18 protein-coding genes are annotated in these 19,163 nt (G+C 61.6%); 5 read left to right on the top strand and 13 right to left on the bottom strand.

Translation table 11 applies throughout. The features are described 5' to 3' along the window. Positions 1 to 91: 91 nt before the first annotated feature. From RBI05_RS12780 to nifB, 8 genes are read right to left on the bottom strand one after another with little or no spacing between them, the layout of a single operon-like run. On the bottom strand, positions 92 to 682 hold the full coding sequence (locus RBI05_RS12780) for a DUF269 domain-containing protein (protein ID WP_310551377.1): 591 nt from the start codon (positions 680 to 682) through the stop codon (positions 92 to 94). Next, positions 679 to 1,080, bottom strand: a complete 402-nt coding sequence (gene nifX, locus RBI05_RS12775; protein ID WP_310551376.1) for a nitrogen fixation protein NifX — start codon at positions 1,078 to 1,080, stop codon at positions 679 to 681. The genes RBI05_RS12780 and nifX overlap by 4 nt, the downstream gene beginning before the upstream one ends. Next, positions 1,055 to 2,386 (bottom strand): nitrogenase iron-molybdenum cofactor biosynthesis protein NifN, encoded by a 1,332-nt coding sequence (nifN, locus tag RBI05_RS12770; protein WP_310551375.1) that lies wholly within the window; start codon positions 2,384 to 2,386, stop codon positions 1,055 to 1,057. The genes nifX and nifN overlap by 26 nt, the downstream gene beginning before the upstream one ends. Beyond that, positions 2,376 to 3,740: a nitrogenase iron-molybdenum cofactor biosynthesis protein NifE gene (gene nifE / locus RBI05_RS12765; protein WP_310551374.1), complete on the bottom strand. Its 1,365-nt coding sequence runs from the start codon at positions 3,738 to 3,740 to the stop codon at positions 2,376 to 2,378. Before nifE ends, nifN begins: the two co-directional genes overlap by 11 nt. A gap of 47 nt (positions 3,741 to 3,787) precedes the next feature. Next, positions 3,788 to 5,347, bottom strand: a complete 1,560-nt coding sequence (gene nifK / locus RBI05_RS12760; RefSeq protein ID WP_310551373.1) for a nitrogenase molybdenum-iron protein subunit beta — start codon at positions 5,345 to 5,347, stop codon at positions 3,788 to 3,790. Then, on the bottom strand, positions 5,344 to 6,801 hold the full coding sequence (gene nifD, locus RBI05_RS12755; protein WP_310551372.1) for a nitrogenase molybdenum-iron protein alpha chain: 1,458 nt from the start codon (positions 6,799 to 6,801) through the stop codon (positions 5,344 to 5,346). Before nifD ends, nifK begins: the two co-directional genes overlap by 4 nt. Before the next feature lie 41 nt (positions 6,802 to 6,842). After that, a complete protein-coding gene (gene nifH / locus RBI05_RS12750) occupies positions 6,843 to 7,721 on the bottom strand; it encodes a nitrogenase iron protein (RefSeq protein WP_150458970.1) in 879 nt (292 codons plus the stop codon). Between the two features lie 6 nt (positions 7,722 to 7,727). Continuing rightward, a complete protein-coding gene (gene nifB, locus RBI05_RS12745) occupies positions 7,728 to 9,104 on the bottom strand; it encodes a nitrogenase cofactor biosynthesis protein NifB (RefSeq protein ID WP_310551371.1) in 1,377 nt (458 codons plus the stop codon). A 524-nt stretch (positions 9,105 to 9,628) separates the two neighbouring features. Between nifB and RBI05_RS12740 the strand changes: the two genes are divergently transcribed. Then, a complete protein-coding gene (locus tag RBI05_RS12740) occupies positions 9,629 to 10,459 on the top strand; it encodes a TerC family protein (RefSeq protein WP_150458968.1) in 831 nt (276 codons plus the stop codon). Positions 10,460 to 10,581: 122 nt separating this feature from the next. Here the strand turns inward: RBI05_RS12740 and rlmN are convergent, their stop codons facing one another. The 4 genes from rlmN to RBI05_RS12720 form a co-directional block, all read right to left on the bottom strand. Further along, the gene (gene rlmN / locus RBI05_RS12735) at positions 10,582 to 11,649 is read right to left on the bottom strand and encodes a 23S rRNA (adenine(2503)-C(2))-methyltransferase RlmN (RefSeq protein ID WP_150458967.1); all 1,068 of its coding nucleotides are present in this window, start codon (positions 11,647 to 11,649) and stop codon (positions 10,582 to 10,584) included. A gap of 123 nt (positions 11,650 to 11,772) precedes the next feature. Then, the gene (locus tag RBI05_RS12730) at positions 11,773 to 12,522 is read right to left on the bottom strand and encodes an ABC transporter permease (protein WP_310551370.1); all 750 of its coding nucleotides are present in this window, start codon (positions 12,520 to 12,522) and stop codon (positions 11,773 to 11,775) included. Beyond that, positions 12,516 to 13,301: an ABC transporter ATP-binding protein gene (locus RBI05_RS12725; RefSeq protein ID WP_310551369.1), complete on the bottom strand. Its 786-nt coding sequence runs from the start codon at positions 13,299 to 13,301 to the stop codon at positions 12,516 to 12,518. The genes RBI05_RS12730 and RBI05_RS12725 overlap by 7 nt, the downstream gene beginning before the upstream one ends. Then, positions 13,279 to 14,304, bottom strand: a complete 1,026-nt coding sequence (locus RBI05_RS12720) for an ABC transporter substrate-binding protein (RefSeq protein ID WP_310551368.1) — start codon at positions 14,302 to 14,304, stop codon at positions 13,279 to 13,281. Before RBI05_RS12720 ends, RBI05_RS12725 begins: the two co-directional genes overlap by 23 nt. Before the next feature lie 246 nt (positions 14,305 to 14,550). Between RBI05_RS12720 and RBI05_RS12715 the strand changes: the two genes are divergently transcribed. Both RBI05_RS12715 and RBI05_RS12710 read left to right on the top strand, forming a co-directional pair. Further along, complete coding sequence (locus RBI05_RS12715) at positions 14,551 to 15,855, top strand: sugar phosphate nucleotidyltransferase (RefSeq protein ID WP_310551439.1); 1,305 nt, start codon at positions 14,551 to 14,553, stop codon at positions 15,853 to 15,855. Positions 15,856 to 16,091: 236 nt separating this feature from the next. After that, positions 16,092 to 16,277: a hypothetical protein gene (locus RBI05_RS12710; protein WP_150458962.1), complete on the top strand. Its 186-nt coding sequence runs from the start codon at positions 16,092 to 16,094 to the stop codon at positions 16,275 to 16,277. A gap of 134 nt (positions 16,278 to 16,411) precedes the next feature. On the opposite strand, the gene RBI05_RS12705 is transcribed toward RBI05_RS12710, so the two are convergent. Next, a complete protein-coding gene (locus RBI05_RS12705; RefSeq protein ID WP_150458961.1) occupies positions 16,412 to 16,636 on the bottom strand; it encodes a helix-turn-helix domain-containing protein in 225 nt (74 codons plus the stop codon). Positions 16,637 to 16,893: 257 nt separating this feature from the next. Between RBI05_RS12705 and efeO the strand changes: the two genes are divergently transcribed. Both efeO and efeB read left to right on the top strand, forming a co-directional pair. Further along, the gene (gene efeO, locus RBI05_RS12700; RefSeq protein WP_310551438.1) at positions 16,894 to 17,787 is read left to right on the top strand and encodes an iron uptake system protein EfeO; all 894 of its coding nucleotides are present in this window, start codon (positions 16,894 to 16,896) and stop codon (positions 17,785 to 17,787) included. 4 nt (positions 17,788 to 17,791) lie between these two features. After that, positions 17,792 to 19,150, top strand: a complete 1,359-nt coding sequence (gene efeB, locus RBI05_RS12695; RefSeq protein ID WP_310551367.1) for an iron uptake transporter deferrochelatase/peroxidase subunit — start codon at positions 17,792 to 17,794, stop codon at positions 19,148 to 19,150. Positions 19,151 to 19,163: the final 13 nt, after the last annotated feature.

Below are 19,163 nucleotides of genomic sequence, written 5' to 3'. Positions count from 1 at the left end.
TCCTCCCGTCCTCTTAAACGTCCGCCGGGCGCTCTTGGTGCGGCTCCCTTCACCCTTCCGGATCCTGCCTTCAACTTCCCGGCAGCTTCCTTCAGCCCTCCATGTGAAGCAGCCCTCCGCCTTCGGCGATCCGCTTATACCGGTCCAGAAAAGCCAGCCCCTCCTGCACACAGGCCGTTCCGTACGCCAGCGTCTTCTCCAGCGAGACGAACGGGAACGGAAATCCGGCGCGCAGACTCTTGATCACGAGAATGACGCGGCCGCTGTACACCAGGCCACGGCCGAACCCTTCCCGGTTGATCTCCGCCGAGCTCTGCATCAGGTAGCCGCACCTGCCCTCCAGCACACCGGCTACCGCCTGGAACAGCAGCGGCACCTGCCGCCGCACCGCATCGGAGGCCAGGCAGCTCCAGTCCGAGCCGTCCTTGTCTTCCGCCGAAGCCAGAAAGGACGCCTTGATCTTCTCCTCCGCGCCCAGGGCAGCATACCGGCCGAGCGTATCGGCGGCGCCCAGCAGGTCGCCCAGCCGCGCCAGCAGGGCGTCCGTGAGCAGCGGATCGGGCGCAGGCCGCTTACGCCGGCCGGCCGAACCGGCCGGACTGCCGCTCTCCGGCTGAACGGCTCCGCCATCTTGGATGCCGCCGGAAGAAGCCGGAGTCACAGGTTCAAATGAAGGGTTCATTTCTCCGGACTCCCTCCTTCCGCCGTCAGCGCCTCTTCCCGCATCAGCACCTTCGCCAGCCACATCGGCGGCTTGCCTTGGAGCATCTCGGACAACCGCTTCACCTGTTCGTCGATCCGGCTTCCGGCCGGAACCTTCACCGGCATGATCTGGCGCCGGGTCACCCTGGCCGCCGCCGACGCCCCGATCTGCATCAGGAAGATCAGCGTGCAATCCGCCACGGCTTCCACCCGGCCTTCAATCCGCCCCGCCTCATCTTCCGGGGACGCGCCGTCCACCCGCCGCAGTCCGACCCGCTCACTGCCGCTTCTCGTTACATTGTAGACGGCAAACATCGGGCTCTGCCCGAAATGCGCATTGACCCGCACGCCGTCATCTGTGGCGAACGCTACCTTCATGCCGCTGCGCCTCCCTTCGCATCAAGAAATTGCCGGCCCGGTTCGTCCACTCCATCGCTCCCCGGTAGCCGACCGATACCTTCATATATGCGCCCAGTTCGTTCCAGACCGGAAATCCCGCCGCCATAAAAGCTGCGCCGATCCGCTCTGCGCCCGCCATGCCGTGCGAGCTTCCGATCCACAGATCGGCGCTCGCCCCCAGCGCCTCCGCATCGTCCAGATCGCCAACGTATACGTCTTCCTCCAGCTCCGACACGGCCGTCGTCTCGCAGGGAACCACCAGCGCTCTCCGCTCGACGCCAAGCTCGGCCAGCCAGCCGGCTACGGAGCGGAGATGGTCACACTCCAGCGCTGCGACGGCGGAGGTTCCGGCGAATTGGAAGTGGGCGTCCAGCATGCAATCCAGCAGATTCTCCCGCTCCCAGCGGTAGCGGACAGGCACCGGGACGCCGCTGATCTGCTGCAGCGTCTCCATCAGCTGATCCGTGGCCCGAAGCCCCATGGAAGCCGGGAAGACCTTATACGGAGTGCCCAGCGCGTTGTGCAGACGGCGGGCGGCGCGTTCCATGCTGCCGCCAAAAGCAAGCGTCAAGCCCGACTGGAGGCTCTGCATCATGGAATCGAGCGGAACGCCGCCGCGGGTTAGCGGCGAGAAGCCGGTCAGCAGATGGCCCGACAGCGAAGTCGATACATCCGGCAGCGCAATAGCCTTGAACCCGTAGGAACCGGCGATCTCCTTCAGTTCCATGACGTCTCCCGGAGTCATCGAAGCACCCGGCAGCAGCGTAATCTGCCGCGGATTCGGATTCCGCTGTCCCCGGAGCATTCCGCCCTGCTGGATCAGCTCGTCAATCATCGCTTCGACGGCGGCCGCGAAGCCCGACTCCATCGAGCCGTCAAAATCCGGCAGCGTCACAGCAAAGGCCAGTCCGCCGCGCATATTCCGCTCCCGTTTGTACTGCTTCAGCATGCCGGCATAATCCGCGCCCGCCACATCGGTCAGCTCGCTCCCGATAATACCGACAATATCCGGCCGGTGCTTCGTCAGAACGGTGTGCAGCGCTTCTTCGAGATTGCGGTTCGCGTCGAAGATGACGTCCATCTCCTGGAGCGCCGAGGTCTGAACGGCAATCGGTTCGCGGAAATGCCGGGTCAGCAGCGCCTTGGGAAAGGCGGAACAGCCCTGGGCCCCGTGTATAATCGGCAGCGCGCGGTAACAGCCCTGAAGCGCGAGCACAGCGCCGAGCGACTGGCCGATCCGGAGCGGGTTGACGGACAACGGCTTCTCTCGTCTCTTAACGGTCATCTCCGCTCTCCTCCCATTCCCAGGGCGCCGGAGCCGATGCCAGCTCCCAGATCGGATGGGTCAGCGCGCCCGTCAGTTCCCTGGCGAGCCGAAGCAGCCCTTCATATCCGGCATAGGCCCGGTGGCGCTCCTGGTTAATATCCACGAACGGAATCCGCTCCTTCATCGCCACATACATATTGCGTCCGCCGGCGATCATCAGATCCGCCTTCCGTTCCTTCACGGTCTTCAGAATGCGAAGCGCCCCGCCTTCGGAGATATACTCCGCCTCGTCGCCCACCCGGTCTGCGATCCGGGTTATATCATCGTCCGTGCTCTTGTTCGTGCCGACGCCCACCACCTGCACGCCGAGCTCCTTCAGCGCGGAAATGACCGACCAGCTCTTCACACCGCCGGTGTACAGCACCGCCCTCTTGCCCTTCAGCGCCTTGCGGTACGGCTTCAGGTCATGCGCCAGTCTGGCCTCCTCGCGTTCGGTCAGCCGGTCCACCCGCCGTTCCATCTCCCGGTCGTTCAGCAGATAGGCCATCTGCCGGAGCGAATAGGTGGTCTCCTTCGCTCCGTAGAACGAGCCCTCGAAGTACGGAATGCCGTACCGTTCCTCCATCCCCCGCGCCAGGCCAAGCAGCGCGCGGCTGCACACCACCATGCTGGCCCTGGCCCGGTGCGCGCAGGCAATTTCCTTATACCGGGCATCGCCCGTAATGCGGGCAGTCAGCGGGATGCCCGCCTGATTCATCAGCTTCTCGATGCTCCACAGCTCGCCGGCGATGTTATATTCGCCGATCAGATTGATTCCGGGCGGAAGGTCCGAATCCGGTTCCTCCGTGCCGATGACGTATTGGAGCAGGGCGTCGCCCGCCAGCCGGTTGCCCAGGTTTTTGCTGCCGACAAAGCCCGGGCTGTTCACCGGTATGACCGGCAGTCCGAGCCGCCGGGAAGCCTCCCCGCACACCGCGTCCAGGTCTTCGCCGATCAGCGCGGTGACACAGGTGGAATAGACAAAGATCGCCGGCGGCGCGAACCGCCCGGCAATATAGTCAATGCTCTCCCGCAGCTTCTTCTCTCCGCCAAAAATAATCTCGTTGTTCCCGAGGTCCGTCGTCAGCCCGTACCGGGACAAATCCGGTCCGCTGGTCAGGGACCCCCGGCTCCCCCAGCTGTTCCCGGCGCAGGCCGCGGGACCGTGGACGAGATGGGCGGCATCCGTAATCGGCAGCAGCGCAATCTGCGCCCCGTCGAAGGAGCACCCCCCGGCGGCTTCCCCCGGCCTCGGCCGGGGACAGGGCTTCGATTTCGGCACTCGGCTGCCGCAGGGCTGATCGTCCGGCGTTTCTTTGCGCATAGGCTCCATCGGATGATTCCCTCCTTCGCTGTGAAGCGGTTCTGACCGGGCGGCGGTCAGCGTACCAGATCGAAGTTGAACCCGGAGTGATTCCGGTCAAGCTCCTCCAATACCGTGTTGGCAATCTGAGTCAGGAGATTCAGCGCCCCCCGGTAGCCGATAATCGGACTGCGGTGCAGGTGATGGCGGTCAAAGATCGGGAAGCCGATCCGCACGAGCGGCACCTTGGCATCCTGTGCGGCGAACTTCAGATGGGAACTCCCGATGGCCAGATCGACCGGGTCCTGGATCAGCAGGGAACGCAGATGCCAGAGGTCCTTTCCGACATAGACGGCGGCTTCCGATCCGTAAGGGCTGGAGGCCAGCATTTCTTCCGCCTCCTGCTTGAACTTCACCCCGCCGGATTCGACGTCCCCGTTCGAACACAGCACATGCACAGGCTCCATTCCAAGCTCCAGACAGAAGCCGATCAGGCCGATGAGAAAGTCGGGATCGCCGACCAGCGCTACCCGCTTGCCGTGCAGATACGGATGGCTGTCGGCGTAAGCGTCGACGACGCGGCCGCGTTCCTCGGTCAGCGAAACCGGAACCGGCAGACCGGTCAGACCGCTGATCGTCTCCAGCAGCCGGTCGGTGGCCCGGATGCCCAGCGGCGCAGACAGGGCAGCCACCGGCTGCTTCCAGGTTCCGCTGATATACTCCTCCGTCCTGCGCAGCGTGTATTTCTGAAGACTCAGCGAACCGAGCGCGCAGGCGGCCTTCGGCACATCCTCCAGCTTCGTGCCGCCGTAATAGTATTCGTATTCGCCGGTCGCCGGCGAATCATAGTTGCCGCTGTGGTCGCCAAGAAGCGTGTACTTCGTATCGAAGGCGTCCAGAATACGGCTTATTTCGGCGAAGTTCGCCGTGTAGGGCTCGAAGCCGAGCAGCACATTCAGCTTCTCTCCGCTCTCTCCGCCCGTTCCCCGGGCGGCCTGAAGGCCGGAACGTTCATAGAGCTGGCTCAGGATATTCTTCAGCATGGAGTCATAGCCGGTAATATGGGACCCGATGAAGCTTGGCGTATTGGCGAAGGTCACCGGATAGTCCTCCGGAATCGCCCCCTTCTGCCGGGCATTGCCGATAAAGGCCGACAGGTCGTCGCCGATGACCTCGGCCATGCAGGTCGTGCACACCGCGATCATCTCCGGCTTGTAGAGCGCCCGGGCATTCTCCAGCCCGTCGATCATATTGCTCATCCCACCGAAGACGGCGGCATCCTCCGTCATGGAAGAGGAGACGGCTGGCGTCGGTTCCTTGAAGTGGCGGCTCAGATGGCTGCGGAAATAGGAATTGCAGCCCTGCGAGCCGTGAACGAACGGCAGCGTCTTCTCGAATCCGAGCGCCGCCATGACCGAACCGAGCGGCTGGCAGGCTTTGTGGGGGTTAATAACGACAGCCTGGCGCGCAAAGTTCTTCTCGGTATACTCCGCAGAGCGGGAGTACGCCAGCGCTTCGGCCGTCTCCTCCGCGCTGCAGGGTGCCTCGAACTGCTTCTTGTTCTCGCGCTGGACGGCAAAGCGTTCCTCCGAGAACAACGAGTTATAGTCGGGGATATCGATCCGTTCCTTGCTCATAAGCCCGCCTCCTCTTTAATCAGCGCCTTCTTCCGGTCCATCAGGCCCCATACCGGGCTGTTCACGGTCATATCCATATCCCGGGCAAAAATCTTGAAGCCGTCGAACCCGTGATACGGCCCGCTGTAATCCCAGGAGTGCATCTGCCGGAACGGGATGCCCATCTTGTGGTACACATATTTCTCCTTCACTCCCGAGCCCATAAGGTCGATATCGAGACGCTGGGCCAGTTCCTCCAGCTCATAAGCCGTAGGATCGTCCATAATGATAGAGCCTTCCTTCATGTCGGGGAAGGTCCGTTCATAATCGTCCTTGTGCGCGAACTCATAGCCGGTGGCGACAATCTCCATGCCGAGGTCCTCATAAGCCCCGATGGTGTGGCGGGAACGGAGGCCTCCGATCAGCAGCATCACCTTCTTGCTCTCCAGCCGCGGCCGGTACTTGGCGATAACCGCGTCCATCTGCGGCTTGTAGCGGGCGATCACCTTCTCGCAGTTCTCCTGGATCGTGGCGTCGAACCGCGCGGCGATGGCCCGCAGGCTCTCATAGGTCTTGGACGGTCCGAAGAAGTTGTATTCCATCCACGGAATGCCATAGGCCTTCTCCATATGATCGACCATATAATTCATGGACCGGTGGCAGTGAATCAGGTTCAGCTTGGACTTATGGGCGGTCATCAGCTCGTTCATTGTACCGTCGCCCGACCACTGGCCGATAACGCGAAGGCCCATCTCCTCCAGCAGAATACGTGAGGCCCAGGCGTCTCCGCCGATATTGTAATCGCCGATAATCGTTACATCGTAGGGACCGGTCTCCGGAAGCTCCGCCTTGCCGAGCATGAAATCGCGGATCGCATCGTTGGCGATATGATGGCCCAGCGACTGGCTGACGCCCCGGAAGCCCTCGCAGCGGACCGGAACAATTGGAAGATCCAGCTCCTTCGACATCTTCTTCGACACCGCCTCGATATCGTCTCCGATCAGCCCGACCGGACACTCCGACTGCACCGAGATGCCCTTGGCGAGCGGGAACATCTCCTTGATCTCCCGGCAGATCGTCTCCAGCTTCTTGTCGCCCCCAAAGACGATGTCCGTCTCCGAGAAATCGCTCGTGATCTGCATAGCGGTGAAGTTGTCGATTCCAAGCGTTCCGTTCGCATAGTTGCGGCGCGTTCCCCAGCTGTACTGGCCGCAGCCGATCGGACCGTGGCTGATGTGAACCATATCCTTGATCGGCCCCCAGACGACCCCCTTGGACCCGGCATAGGAGCATCCTCGCGGCGTCATGACGCCGGGACGGGATTTGATATTCGATTTCAGCGAGCATTTGCACGACTCCATCGTCTCTTCCGTATTGATCTGAAAATGCTTCTGCCGGTCCTTCCTCGCCTTGTCCGGGTAAGCTTCCAGAATGTCTCCTACCAGCTTCTTGCTTGCTTCAATATCCAGGCTCATCTCCACTTCACCTCTCTATTATCGTTGTTAGACGATGTCAACTACTGCCCGGCCGCCTCCAGCTTCTTGATGGCGGCTTCTTCGTCCTCCACCACCCCGAACTCGATCAACAGCTGTTCCAACTCATCCATCTCGATCGGAGTCGGAATCGTCAGCCGGTCGTTGTGGAGAATCTTCTCGGCAAGCTGCTTGTATTCATTGGCCTGGTTATGGGCCGGATTGTACTGGGTCACCGTCATTCGCCGCAGCTCGGCATGCTGCACCACATTGTCCCGCGGCACAAAATGAATCATCTGGGTATTCAGCCGGCGGGCCAGCTCCTTGATCAGTTCCTCTTCGCGGTCGGTGTTGCGGGAGTTGCAGATCAGTCCTCCGAGCCGGACTCCGCCGCTGTGCGCGTACTTGAGAATCCCGCGGGCGATATTGTTCGCCGCGTACATCGCCATCATTTCGCCCGAGCAGACGATGTAGATCTCCTGGGCTTTGTTCTCGCGGATCGGCATGGCGAACCCGCCGCATACGACGTCGCCGAGAACGTCATAGGAGATGAAGTCCATTCCGTCATAGGCGCCCTGCTCCTCCAGGAAGTTAATCGAAGTAATGATCCCCCGGCCGGCACAGCCGACGCCCGGTTCCGGACCGCCCGACTCGACGCAGAGGATGTCGCCGAAGCCGCCTGCGACCACATCTTCCAGCTCCAGATCCTCGACCGATCCCATCTCGGCGGCCAGGTGAAGCACGGTCTGCTGGGCTTTCGTGTTCAGAATCAGACGGGTGGAATCCGCCTTGGGATCACAGCCGACAATCATGACTTTCTGGCCGAACGTCGTCGCGAGCTGGGCCAGCGTATTTTGGGAAGTCGTGGATTTGCCGATGCCGCCCTTGCCATAGAAAGCGATTTGTCTCAATTTCTTCGTCATTTAGAATCATCCCTTCGTGATTTGGATTGGCTCAAAATAAGAACTGTACTTGACGCTGTCGAGTATCTCCGCCGCAATTTCTCCCTTGCGCACCAGCGGCAGGATACCCGCCCGGTTCAATGCCGCCTTCGGGGCATCGCCGATGCCCGAGCTGAGAAGAATCCGGCAGTCGCCGAGCAGGGAACAGATCTCCGCCAGCGTCTCTCCCTTGTCGCCGTTGCAGTCGGCGGTGCCGTGGCAGTAAGCCTGAATCTTGCGGACGCCCACGAAGCGGACCGCTTCGCCATCGGTGTCATAGATCAGAAATTCCGTCGCATGCCCGAAGTGCTGATTGACCTTGTCGCCGCCTCTGGAGGCTACGGCAACCCGGGTCTTCCGGTTCTGGTCCGTAAGCGGCCTCCTCCCGCTGCGGGCAGCCTGCCGCTGGCGGACCCTGCCGTCCAGCTCCTGCTGGAACTGCTCCCTGGCCCGGTGATCCACCGCCGGATCGTCCGCCATCTCCTCCAGCCGGAAGTCCGCGCTGCGGTCCTGGCCCAACAGACCGATCGCATCGGCCCGGCACTGGCGGCAGTGCCGCATGAGCTTCATGCCCTCCGTGCCGATCCGCTCCTGAAGCCGGTGCAGCTCCTTCGGCTTCGGCGCGCGGCGGCCCTCCTCCGCGTACCGGCTGCCCGGCGCGATGATGAGCGGCGTTACGTTGTGAACGGCGGCGCCAAGCTCCTTCACCTTTCTGGAGACGTCCACCAGATGCTCGTCGTTCACACCGGGAATCAGAATGGAATTCACCTTCACCAGCACGCCGCGCCCGGCAAGCGCCTGCAGGCCTTCGAGCTGTCTCCTTATCAGCAGCTCCGCCGCTTCCCTGCCTTCATACCTCACTCCCTCATCGTAGACCCAGGCATAAATTTCCCGCCCGATATCGGGGTCGATGGCGTTGATGGTGATCGTCACATGCCCGATGCCCAGCTCTTCAATCTCGTCGATATGCCTATGCAGCGTCAGCCCGTTCGTACTGAGGCAGGTCAGCACATCCGGCAGTGCGCGGTGCACCCGCTTGAAGGTCCCGAAGGTCCGCTCCGCATTCGCCAGCGGATCGCCGGGTCCCGCGATGCCGACCACCGACAGCTGCATCAACTGGGCGGCGACTCCCTTGACTTTGCGCTCGGCCTCTTCCGGCGTCAGCAGCTCGCTGACAACGCCGGGCCTGCTCTCGTTGACGCAGTCGAACTTGCGGTTGCAGTAGCTGCACTGGATGTTGCAGGCAGGCGCGACCGGCAGGTGCATCCGGGCGAAGAAGCGATGCGCTTCCTCGCTGTAGCAGGGATGCCGGCTGACTCTCTCCTCCGGCGGCTCGGTCCGGCATGATGACGGCTGAATTGCCATGGTCCCACCTCCTTGACGTAGAATGTATTCATGTTAATTTTTCTTACCTGAATATTTCTTGGTGTGTTTTATTTAGTTTCATGATATTTTCAAGCCTGCGAACCGTCAATTATACGAATTGCTATTTGAAGCCAAAAAAGATGAAGTTTACACTTTTGCCATATTTCATGTTATTTTAGTTAACACGCTCCTCCCTTGGTTCCGTTTCCAATTCTTCGCCCGGCAGGAGGCGGCGGGGCCGGAAGAGAAATCAGACAGGCTATTGACAATAAATCCTGCTATACGCTAAGATCGTTCTAGGTTCCGAAGGGAGCCCCCAACTTCATAGACTCCGTAAAGGGGAGTAGCTGTGAGGTAAAGTCGTCAATACGAGAAGTTCCGCTTCTCCGGCTTTACCGACAATGTAACCTTAATTGTTAGCGAGACCTTTACCATATCCGCCAGGCCCAATTGGGCCTGCGGGATGTGGTACGGGTCTTTTTTATTGGATTATGGGCAATCTAAGTCAAAAGGGAGGATCTAACATGGATTGGGGTTTATTGTTTGAGTACGGCTGGGTACTGCTGGTGCTCGTCGGACTGGAGGGGCTGCTGGCCGCGGATAACGCGCTGGTGCTGGCGATTATGGTCAAGCATCTTCCGGAGGCCGAGCGCAAGAAGGCGCTCTTCTACGGACTGTTCGGCGCCTTCGTCTTCCGGTTCGCATCTTTGTTCATCATCTCTTATCTGGTGGATATCTGGCAGGTGCAGGCAATCGGAGCGCTCTATCTGCTCTTCATAGCCGTGAACCATATCGTCCGCAAAATCGCCGCTTCGCGCAAAGGCGTCACGGACTCCGCGGCCGGGAGCGGCTCGGATGCCGCGGTCGACAAGAAGAAAGCCGGTTTCTGGTCCACGGTGTTCAAGGTCGAGCTGGCGGACATCGCTTTCGCCATCGACTCCATTCTGGCCGCCGTGGCGCTGGCCGTGGCGCTTCCGCCCAGCGGGCTGCCGGACATCGGCGGGCTGGACGGCGGAGTGTTCCTGGTCATCTTCGCCGGCGGTTTCATCGGGCTGGTCATCATGCGTTTCGCCGCTTCCTTCTTCGTGAAGCTGCTGCACAGCCGTCCGGGCCTTGAAGTGGCCGCCTTCATTATTGTCGGCTGGGTCGGCGTCAAGCTGGCCGTCATTACGCTGGCGCATCCTTCGCTAGGCGTGCTGTCGGAGCATTTCGCCCACAGCACCTGGTGGAAAGCCACCTTCTACGTTGTGCTCGTGCTCATTGCCGTCCTCGGCTGGTTCATGAGCGGCCGCTCGGAAGCTTCGCACGAGGGCGAGAATCCGGTCGGGGAACTGGACCGGCAGCTGGATAAATAAGAAGGCCCGTCCTTCCCTCCGTTCGTACAGTCCACAGTTCGCAGAGTTCCTACAAGAAGAGCCCGAACGTTCCGCCGAGGCGGTTCGTTCGGGCTCTTCTTTTCTTTGTCTCTTCGCCGGACTTACGCCCGGGCGGAGGCCTTGATCTGCTTGCTGCGGAGCTGGCCGCACGCCGCGTCGATGTCGACGCCGTGCTCCAGCCGCTTGCTGACGCTCACCTTCTGCTTCTTGAGCGTATCGAAGAAGGCGCTGACCGTCTCCCGGTCGGGGCGCTGATATTGGCTGTGCTCATCCACGGGGTTATACGGGATGAGATTGACATTGACGAGGGGACGCCGGCTGCCGATCAGCTCGGCCAGCTCCAGCGCATGCTCCTGGCCGTCATTGACTCCGCGGAGCATGATGTATTCCAGCGTCACGCGGCGCTTGGACTTCTCCAGATAATAATCGAGCGCCTCCATCAGCTTCTCGATCGGAATCGCCTTGTTGATCTTCATGATGCGCGTCCGCAGCTCATTGTTGGGTGCATGCAGCGAGATCGCCAGGTTGACGCCGAAACGGCGGTCGGCGAACTCGACGATTTTGCCGGCCAGACCGCTGGTGGATACTGTAATATGCCGCCCTGCAATCGCCAGCCCCTTCTGATGCTTGACCGTCTCCAGGAAGCGGGCCATGTTCTCGAAATTATCGAACGGTTCCCCGATCCCCATAACGACAATGTGGCTGACCCGGCTGCCCGGCTCGGTGCGGTCCAGATGAAGCTGGACCTTCATAATCTGTTCCACGATCTCGCCGCTGGTCAGATCCCGGCTCTTCGCCAGCAGGCCGCTGGCGCAGAAGCTGCACCCGATGTTGCAGCCGACCTGCGTGGTGACGCAGACGGACAGCCCGTATTTCTGGCGCATCAGCACCGTCTCGATCAGATTGCCGTCCCGAAGCCGGAACAGGAACTTGACCGTGCCGTCCTGCGACTCCTGCTTCACGTGCTCGGTCAGCGTCTCGATGGCAAAATGCTCTTCCAGAACGCCGAGGCAATCCGGATTCACATCCTCCATAGCCGCGAACGCCGTTGCGCGTTTCACATAGAGCCAGTCCCAGACCTGAAGGGCGCGGAACTTGCGGTGTCCCCGCTCCTCCAGCCAACCGGCCAGCTCCCCGAACGTCAATTCATATATGGATGGTTTATTCATCGCTGTTCTTGTCCTCATTTCACCAAAACAAATTCCTGCCGCAGACGCTCCGGCATTCCTCTATTGTCCCAAATTTTTAGCATATTGACAAGGAGGCTTCGCCGGTTCGGCCGGCCGGAAGCGTCAGCGGCGCCATTTCATGAAGACGGCCTCCAGCACATCCACCAGAAGGAACAAGATAAATCCGGCCAGACTGAACAGCAGAATTCCGGCATACATGCCCGGATAATCAATCCGCTGCCAGGCATCCATAATGAAATAGCCGAGCCCGTGCTCCGTTCCGTAGATTTCGGTAAAGAAGAGCACGGAGAACGCCGTCCCGAGCGACACCCGGATGCTGCTCAGAATTGCCGCAAGCGCGCCCGGCAGTGTCACATGCCGGAATTTCTGCCCGGCTCCCGCGCCCACGCTGGCCAGAACGTCATAGGCATCGGACGGGATGGCCCGGATACCGTCGCGGACGGATATGATGACCGGGAAGACGAGAATCAGCGTAATCATCACGATTTTGGACCTCTCGCCCAGTCCGAGAAGAAGCATGGCCACAGGCAGCAGCGCAATCTTCGGAATGGGATAGGTCAAATAGACGACGGGATCCAGCAGCCGGTTCCAGCGCGCGGAACGCCCCATCGGCAGGCCGACCAGCAGTCCCGCCAGCATGGCCAGCGCTACTCCAGCGAATACCCGGAACAGGCTGTAGCCCGCATTCTCCAGCATGTCGCTCCGGTCTAACCGCAGGAGCGCCCGGTAGACGTCCTCCGGTCCGGGAAGAATCGGCTTGTTGACGGCGAGCGCGAGCAGGAACCACAGCAGGTGAAGACCCGCCAATACATAGAGGAGACTCAAGAGATAAGAAGTTCGCCGTTTCACCATAGGTCAGCCATAGCCTTTCGTACCGTTCGGGTCATTTCAAAAAAAACGGCGCTGGTCCGCCGCTCCCCGGGCACAAGGCCCGCGACGGGGTTGTCCAGCAGCAGAGGGCTTCCCGCGCCGGATGGGGGCAGAACAGCGATGATCCCGCCGAGCAGAATCGCTTCCTCCACATCATGGGTGACAAAGAGCGCCGTCGCCGGATGCGCCGCCCAGTTCGCCAGGAAGCGTTCCTGCAGCGCTTCGCGGGTCAGGGCGTCGAGTGCCGAGAACGGCTCGTCCAGCAGCAGGAGGTCCGGCTCGAGCGCAAAGGCGCGGGCGACGGCCACGCGCTGCTGCTGCCCGCCGCTCATGCGGGCCGGATAGCGGTCCGCCAGCTCGCCGATGCCCATAAGGCCGAGCCAGCGCGCCGCCGCTTCCCGCTTCTCCCGGCGGCCAAGGCCCGGTCTTGCGATGCCGAGCGCCGTCGTAATATTGGCCTCAGCCGTCTTCCACGGCAGCAGGCCGTAATTCTGCGGCACAAGGCCGATGACGGCGCCCGATCCCGCGAGCGGCTGCCCCCCGAAGGCGATCTCGCCTTCGTACGCGCCGAGCAGTCCGGCGGCCGCGCGCAGCAGCGTCGATTTGCCGCAGCCCGACGGCCCGATTACGCTGCATATCGCCCCTTGCGGGACCGACAGCGCGATCGGTCCGACCGCCTCCGCCCGTCCGGGATAGGACACCGTGAAGCCGCGGACCGCAAGCCCTGCCGCCGGGATTTTATTTGGAACCAAACTCGACACCCGAGATCACTTCCTCCGGCTTCGTCTCCTTGGACAGAAGTCCCTTCTCACGCGCCCAGGCAAAGGCCTGCTCGATCTGCTTCACGTCGGCCTGGACGGCATGTTCGTATGAAGGTACCTTAATTTCGCTCTTCATCTCTTCCGGGTAGCCGACTTCACGGACCACCACGTCGATATATTCGCTCTGGTCGTGGGACTTCATATAATCAACCGCTTCATTGTAGGCGGCGTACATGCCGTGTACGGCATCCGCTTTGTCGCGGATGGTCTTCCCGGGGAGAGCCAGAACGAACGGATTGATGCCCGCTTCTCCCGTGGAACTCAGCACCCGCAGTCCTGCCGCTTGTCCGATTGTGACATAGGGTTCAGGCAGAATGGCGGCGTCCGCCTTCCCGTTCTTGAGCAGCTCCAGCCGGGTCGGAATCTGCGGCACTTCGGTGACCGTGATGTCCTTCTCGGTCAGGCCCGCCTGGGCCAGCATCGTCGCGACCGTGTACTCGGTCGAGGTGTTTTTGGAGAGGATGACCGTCTTGCCCTTGAGATCCTTCACGCTCTGAATCGCGTCGTTGCCGGTCAGAAGGGAGAAGGAGCCGGTCGTCGTGCTGGCAATCTTCACATCAAGCCCCGCCTGGTTGTAGAGGGAGATCGCCACAAGATCGGCGCTCCAGCCCTCCAGCTTCCCGGCCTGCGAAGCGGCGTCGCGGTCTTTGGCGCTCTTGAAGGACTGGATATCCAGGTTCACGCCGTGCTCGGCGTCGAAGCCCTGCTCATGAGCGATGACAAAAGGAATGGCGTCGATCGACGGCAGCATGCCGAGCGTCAGCGTCGTAAGCGCTGCGGGCGCTGCCGAAGCCGTGCCTGCCGAAGCGGCGGGAGAAGCGGATGCCCCCGCGTCTGCGGCGGAGTTGCCGCCCGATGAGCCGCACCCCGCCAGCAGCGAGCCGGCCAGCGCAAGAAGCGGCAGTCCGAGGATTAAGGGATTGCGTCGTTTGGTGTTCAGCATTTCACAAGCCTCCATATCGGGTAAGTAACGCGGCCTCGCGCGTTTTGACCCTTGCCATTTTACACCTGTCCATGCCTTTTGTATATTTCCAAATTGAAATATCTGCTTCCCGGTCCATAGGAGCCCAGCCGGATCTGGCCCCCTGCGGAAGACGGCGCAGCGCGGCGTGCATACGATACAGAATGAAGCTTGGCGCATGCTGCCGGGCTCAAGATGACGGAAGGAGCGGAATCTCTCGTGAAACTGATGCTGCTCTCCGGCGGCTCCGGCAAAAGGCTGTGGCCGCTGTCCAACGATTCGCGATCCAAGCAGTTCCTGCGCGTGCTGCCTGCCCCCGGGGGAGGCAGCGAATCCATGCTTCAGCGCCTCTGGCGGCAGGTCGGCGAAGCCGGTCTCCGGGAGAGCGCCCACATCCTTACCGGGCGCGACCAGGCCGGAATGATCGCCGCCCAGATCGGCGCAGCCGCACCGCTGATTCTCGAGCCCGAGCGGCGGGATACCTTCGCCGCCATTCTGCTGGCCGCCGCCTATGCGGCCGGTCTTCCGGGAGCCGCCCCCGACGAGACGGTCGTCATCATGCCGATCGACCCCTGCGTCGACGGGGATTTCTTCCGCACCCTTGCGCTCCTGGACTCTGCACTGGCTGCCTCCCGGTATCCGCTTGTCCTGGTCGGCGTACATCCGACCCATCCGTCGGAGAAATACGGCTATATCGTTATAGATGAACATGCCGGAGAACACACCGGGGGACACACCGGTCCGCTCCGCACCGTCAGCCGGTTCACCGAGAAGCCTTCCGCCGCCGAAGCGGCGCGGCTGATCGGCGAAGGCGCGCTGTGGAACTGCGGCGTCTTCGCCGGACGCCTCTCCTTCTATACCGGCCTGCTTGCGGAACGCGGCCTGCCCGCCGACTACGCCGGGCTGCTCCGGCGGTACGCCGGGCTGCCGAAGATCAGCTTCGACTACGAGGTTGCCGAGCGTCTCTCCTCCTTGGCCGTTCTTCCCTATGAAGGACGGTGGAAGGACCTCGGCACCTGGAATACGCTGACCGAGGAGATGCGGGAGACGGTCAGCGGCCCGGGTACGGTCAGCGCCGACTCCATCGGCACGCATATCGTCAATGAGCTGGATATTCCCGTCAAAGTGCTGGGAGCCTCCGGCCTGATCGTCGCCGCGAGTCCGGACGGCATTCTCGTGGCCGACAAGGAGGCGAGCCCGCGGATCAAGGAGATGCTGAATGAAGACGCGCCGCCGATGTACGCCGAGCGGCAGTGGGGATGGCAGCGGGTGCTGGAACGCGGCGGGAGCGAAGAAGACCGCAGGGCGACGATCAGCCGGATTGCCGTTCACGCCGGCTGCACCCTGCCGCTCCGCTGCGAGGCGCAGTGCGAATACGTCTGGGTCGTCACCTCCGGCAGCGGGGAAGCCGTACTGGAGAAGCGCGTTCACCCGCTCGGTCCCGGCGATGCGCTGCGGCTTCCTCCGGGCATGCCGCACAGCCTTCGGACACAGGGCGGAATCCGGCTCGTCGAGACGGCATTCCCGCTCTAGACAGCAGGCGGGAGCGCCGATCCGGCCGGTCGCCTGGCTTTCACAACAATGTGCGCTGCGGAAGGACACTTCTCCTTCCATAGCGCACCATTAGTGCATTTTATCACGATCCGCAGGGGTAAAATGTATTTTTATAGCGGACATCTATTTTATTTATCAGTCGATCATGCTATAATGTAAGCGTAATCAATAAACGGCGGCAAGCCGTTACAGCACCACCAAGGGGGATGAATATTATGCTGGCAGGACTGAAAGAATTCAAGAATTGGGCAATCACCAATTTGCAGCCGGCTCTAGTATCGGGAGAAGGAGATTACATGAAGATCGAGTATGACGCCGCCCGCTGTCTTCGCGAAGCTCCGGCACCGAAGCGCTTGACCTACGAAGAAGAATCGCGAATCAAATCCGTTATTCTCCACTAACGGTTAACTCCCATACCGACCGCAGCACCGGACGATCCGGATGGCTGCGGTCTTTTTATTGTCTCAATAAAAAACCTCCCTTCATCCCGAAGGATAAAAGAAGGCTTCTCTCGGTGTTTCCCCAGGCAGGCCGGCTATATCTTCAGTTCCCCAAGCTTAATCAGCTCGACAACCGCTTGCGAACGGCCTTTGACATTCAGTTTTTGCATAACGTTGGAAATGTGGTTGCGGACTGTCTTCTCGCTGATGAACAGCAGACCGGCGATATCGCTTGTCGTTTTGTCCTGGACGAGGAGTTCAAATACTTCCCGCTCCCGATGTGTCAACAGAAATTTGCTGTGATGTTCGTGCCCCTTCATGGTGGTGTCACCCCTCCTTGCCCGGGAATGTTTGGTCTAACAAGGTTAAGGGATACAGTCAAATCCATAGTATGAGCCGCGCAGAAGGATGGTGCGGTCGCTTCAAGGAAATGGGCGGACGCTTGGATGTGACGGAAATCACATTTTTTCGTTGACAGCAGGTAACGGCGGTCTTATGATTAGGGCATATTTTCCCACTGATAATCATTATCATTGATAATAGGTTCATTACATAGACAAAGGGGATGTTGGTCATGATGAATTACCGCTTTGCTCTGCCCGCCGGGCTGCTCGCCGGGGTGCTGCTGCTGTCCGGCTGCTCCGACAATAACGCGTCCGGTGCTACTTCCGGGCAATCGGCTGCGCCTGCCGCCGCGCCGTCTGCGGCGCCTCTGGCGTCCGGCCTTCCGGCTTCAGCCGAAGCGCCGGACTTCACCCGGGCGGTGAACGATTACCGCAGCTTCGTCATCGCCCAGTGCGACGAGTTCGTCAAGGGAACCGAGGCGTTCGCCGCGGCCGTGAAGGCCGGCAAGCTGGAGGAGGCGAAGAAGCTGTACGCCCCGACCCGCATGTACTATGAGCGCATCGAACCGATTGCCGAAGCCCTCGGGGATCTCGATCCCAGCATCGATGCCCGCGAAGGGGATGTGGAGGACAGCGAATGGCGCGGCTTCCACCGGATCGAGAAGGGACTCTGGACGGGGGGCACGACCAAGGGAAGCGAAGCATACGCCGACCGGCTGCTTCAGGACGCCCAGCTTCTCCGCGCCAAGGTGGAAACTGCGCCGATTGACGCCTCTCTCCTGGTGACGGGAGCGGTCGAGCTGCTGAACGAGGTCTCCACCTCCAAGGTTACAGGAGAAGAGGAACGGTATTCGCGGACCGATCTGTATGATTTTGCCGCCAATGTGGAAGGGGCCGAGAAAATCTATGAACTGCTGAAGCCCCGGCTGGCCGAGAAGGACCCCGAGCTGGAGCGGACAATCGGAGAGCGGTTCGCTGCCCTGAAGGACGAGCTCGCGCCGTTCAAATCCGGGGACGGCTATGTCTCTTACGATCAGCTTCAGGATGAGGATGTCCGCAAGCTCAGCCAGAACCTCGACGCGCTGGCCGAACCGCTGTCCAATATGGGGCGGCTTCTGGGAGTGTGAGTCCATGAAGCGCCGCAAGCCCTGGAAGTCACCGCCTGATGTAACACCCTTATCCGGGCCGGATTCGCCTCCGGTCCGCCCTGCAGACGAAGAGGCCGCCGGCCCTTCCCTGCTGAACAAGCCTGTAAGCCGCCGCGATATGCTGCGGCTTACAGCCGCCTCGGGGCTTGGCCTGCTGCTCGGAGGCGGCGCAGTCGGCGCGCTGGCGGCCCGGGAAGCGTCCCCGTCCGCAGCTCCCGGCCCCGCCGATACATCAGATGCAAGCCTTCCGTTCTACGGCAGCCATCAGGCCGGAATTGTCACTCCGGCGCAGAGCTTCATCTGCTTCGCGTCTTTTGATGTCACGGCTTCGGGCCTTCCCGCTCTCCGCCGTCTGATGCAGAGCTGGACGGAAGCGGCCGCTGCGCTAACGGCCGGCCGGCTGCTCGGCGACGCCAACGACCGGGCCCATGTGCCTCCGACCGATACCGGCGAAGCGGACGGCCTGAATCCCGCCCGGCTGACGCTGACCTTCGGAGCCGGGCCTTCGCTGTTCGACGGACGCTTCGGCCTGGCCGGAAGCCGGCCGGCGACCTTTGCGGAGCTTCCCGCCTTCAACGGCGATCAGCTTGAACCGGAGTGGTGCGGCGGCGATCTGTGCGTGCAGGCCTGCTCCGACGATCTTCAGGTCGCCTTCCACGCCATCCGCAATTTGGCCCGCATTGCCCGGGGAACCGCCGTTCTCCGCTGGACCCAAGAGGGCTTCCAGCGCACCGGAACGGCAGATCCCCGGGCCGGAACGCCGCGCAATCTGCTCGGCTTCAAGGACGGCACCGGGAATCCGGACATCTCCGATTCCCAGGCCATGAACGAGATTGTCTGGTGCGGCGGCGAAGCACCGGCCTGGATGCAGGGCGGAACCTATATGGCGGTCCGGCGGGTCCGGCTGCGGCTGGAAATATGGGACCGCTCCTCGCTTGCCGATCAGGAGGCGACCTTCGGACGGCACCGGGCCAGCGGCGCGCCGCTCGGCTCGGCCCATGAATTCGATCCGCTGGACCCGAAGGCGACCGACAGCAGCGGCAACCTCCGGATTCCCGCCGATTCGCACTCCGCGCTTGCCCGCGGCGACGGATCGGTCAAGATGCTGCGCCGCTCCTTCTCCTATTCCAGCGGATTGAGCCTGAAGACCGGACAGCTGGACGCCGGACTGCTCTTCATCTCCTTCCAGCGCGATCTGCAGAAGCAGTTCGTCGCCGTTCAGCGGCGGCTTGCGGCCAGCGACAAGCTGAATGAATACCAAGCGCATGTCGGCAGCGCCGTGTTCGCCTGCTTCCCGGGCGTGCGGGAAGGCGCCTATCTGGGACAGGCGCTGCTGGGATGAAGCACATTTCTAC

Origin of the sequence: Paenibacillus glufosinatiresistens (assembly GCF_031470375.1) — a bacterium.
Lineage (GTDB): Bacteria > Bacillota > Bacilli > Paenibacillales > Paenibacillaceae > Paenibacillus_AQ > Paenibacillus_AQ glufosinatiresistens.
Note: the sequence above shows the minus strand (reverse complement) of the source record. Positions and strands in the feature narration are given on the sequence as shown.

Bases quoted from the DNA above. Each gene is read 5' to 3' on its own strand.
- efeB (WP_310551367.1), top strand. From the start codon at position 17,792: ATGAAGCGCCGCAAGCCCTGGAAGTCACCGCCTGATGTAACACCCTTA.
- RBI05_RS12715 (WP_310551439.1), top strand. From the start codon at position 14,551: ATGCTGCTCTCCGGCGGCTCCGGCAAAAGGCTGTGGCCGCTGTCCAAC.
- RBI05_RS12730 (WP_310551370.1), bottom strand. From the start codon at position 12,522: ATGGTGAAACGGCGAACTTCTTATCTCTTGAGTCTCCTCTATGTATTG.
- nifE (WP_310551374.1), bottom strand. From the start codon at position 3,740: ATGGAGCCTATGCGCAAAGAAACGCCGGACGATCAGCCCTGCGGCAGC.
- nifK (WP_310551373.1), bottom strand. From the start codon at position 5,347: ATGAGCAAGGAACGGATCGATATCCCCGACTATAACTCGTTGTTCTCG.
- RBI05_RS12720 (WP_310551368.1), bottom strand. From the start codon at position 14,304: ATGCTGAACACCAAACGACGCAATCCCTTAATCCTCGGACTGCCGCTT.
- nifX (WP_310551376.1), bottom strand. From the start codon at position 1,080: ATGAAGGTAGCGTTCGCCACAGATGACGGCGTGCGGGTCAATGCGCAT.
- RBI05_RS12780 (WP_310551377.1), bottom strand. From the start codon at position 682: ATGAACCCTTCATTTGAACCTGTGACTCCGGCTTCTTCCGGCGGCATC.
- nifB (WP_310551371.1), bottom strand. From the start codon at position 9,104: ATGGCAATTCAGCCGTCATCATGCCGGACCGAGCCGCCGGAGGAGAGA.
- RBI05_RS12710 (WP_150458962.1), top strand. From the start codon at position 16,092: ATGCTGGCAGGACTGAAAGAATTCAAGAATTGGGCAATCACCAATTTG.
- nifH (WP_150458970.1), bottom strand. From the start codon at position 7,721: ATGACGAAGAAATTGAGACAAATCGCTTTCTATGGCAAGGGCGGCATC.
- rlmN (WP_150458967.1), bottom strand. From the start codon at position 11,649: ATGAATAAACCATCCATATATGAATTGACGTTCGGGGAGCTGGCCGGT.
- nifN (WP_310551375.1), bottom strand. From the start codon at position 2,386: ATGACCGTTAAGAGACGAGAGAAGCCGTTGTCCGTCAACCCGCTCCGG.
- RBI05_RS12740 (WP_150458968.1), top strand. From the start codon at position 9,629: ATGGATTGGGGTTTATTGTTTGAGTACGGCTGGGTACTGCTGGTGCTC.
- RBI05_RS12705 (WP_150458961.1), bottom strand. From the start codon at position 16,636: ATGAAGGGGCACGAACATCACAGCAAATTTCTGTTGACACATCGGGAG.
- nifD (WP_310551372.1), bottom strand. From the start codon at position 6,801: ATGAGCCTGGATATTGAAGCAAGCAAGAAGCTGGTAGGAGACATTCTG.
- efeO (WP_310551438.1), top strand. From the start codon at position 16,894: ATGAATTACCGCTTTGCTCTGCCCGCCGGGCTGCTCGCCGGGGTGCTG.